This is a genomic window from Novosphingobium clariflavum, from assembly GCF_026420865.1.
Taxonomy (GTDB): domain Bacteria; phylum Pseudomonadota; class Alphaproteobacteria; order Sphingomonadales; family Sphingomonadaceae; genus Novosphingobium; species Novosphingobium clariflavum.
Window position 1 is genome coordinate 1 of sequence record NZ_JAPCWC010000084.1, and the last position, 1,290, is coordinate 1,290.

At 60.9% G+C, this 1,290-nt stretch carries 1 protein-coding gene; it reads right to left on the bottom strand.

What is annotated here, in order from left to right; all coding sequences use genetic code 11:
• Nucleotides 1-295 precede the first annotated feature (295 nt).
• Nucleotides 296-1,290 (bottom strand): DUF6880 family protein (locus OKA11_RS24330; RefSeq protein WP_267225195.1); only part of this gene is annotated, 995 nt, incomplete at its 5' end.

Sequence of the window (1,290 nt, forward strand, 5' to 3'; positions counted from 1 at the left end):
ATGTCTGCATCGGAGGCGTGTCACATGGATAGCTGACGCTCATTCGGTGTCGGCTGCCGACCCTTTGTCGCCATTCAAGGGGCGGTTTTCGCTTTCCAGGTGTGGAAGGTCCGCTTTCCCGCTTTTTGAAATCAGTCTATCCGATCCCGCTAAACCAATGACTTATACCAAGGTGCTGAGCGGCTGACGCATGACGCCTTGGATTTTCTCAAGCGCCGCACGGGCTTAACCAAGACCCGATGAGTCAAGCTCATCGGATCGCGGTATTCGCAGCGCTTGCACAATCCCTCCTCGCTCAACTGTTCCAAAACCCACTTTTCCTTCCATGCCTCGCCTTGAGTGATCCCGCGTACGCCTCGTGGTCGGCATGGTCGCCGAACGCATCGATCTTGCCGGCAAGATAAGCGCAGGTCTGCAAGTGGCGGGCGATGTGGGGGTAGCGCTTGGTGCGAGCCCTATCGAGCGCGAAGTCGATCATAGCGCGCAGCAGCAGGATCGCTGCAAGCGGATGCTTGGGCTCGAGCACCTCAGCCGCTGGAGTGAGTAGCCAGTAGTGGTCTCCGTCGATTTCATCGGGCCGCGCGAGGATCAATTCGGCAGCAGCATCGAGCGCCGGCCATTCGACAAGGAATGCTAATGCCTGATGGAAACTGGGAAACGCGCGCGCATGGGCCAGCGCGCGCTCCTCGGCTTCCATGTCGTCGAAGTCGGGCAGTTGCTTGATGTAGGCCTTCAGGTACTCGGCATTGAGCGTGCGCTCGAACACTTCCCACCGCTCGCGCTGTGCCGTTTCGGATCGTCCCGCAGCTTCGAGCGCATCGATCCGAACCTTCTGCCAGTCAGGCCAGCGACCGCCGTCGCGCATCTCGGCGGGGGCCTGGTCAAGGGCTGCCAATGCCTCGTTTGCGCGTCCGGCATCGAGCAGCCTTTGCGCGATCTGCGCGGCAATCGCCGGGTTCGTCCGCTCGTCATCGGACTGCAGTGCGACGAACCCATCGACGTCGCCCGAAGCATCGGCGATTTCAGCGAGCGTGCGCTTGACGAGACGCGTGTGATTGCGTGCCTTGTAGTCGTCTTCGTAGACCGGTCCTTGCGAACCGTAGCCGATGATCGTGCGGGTCTCGCTCTTCGTCGCAACAGGTGGTCTTTTGGCCAGGGCCTCGAATTTCGCTTTTAGGATGGCAAGTCCGGACTGCCCGAGCGCCGGCGCCATCAGAGAGATCAGATCGTCGAACTGGCCATAGTCGTTAGCGCATGTGCCGGCGAAGACGCGCTCGGCCAACCGGTCGG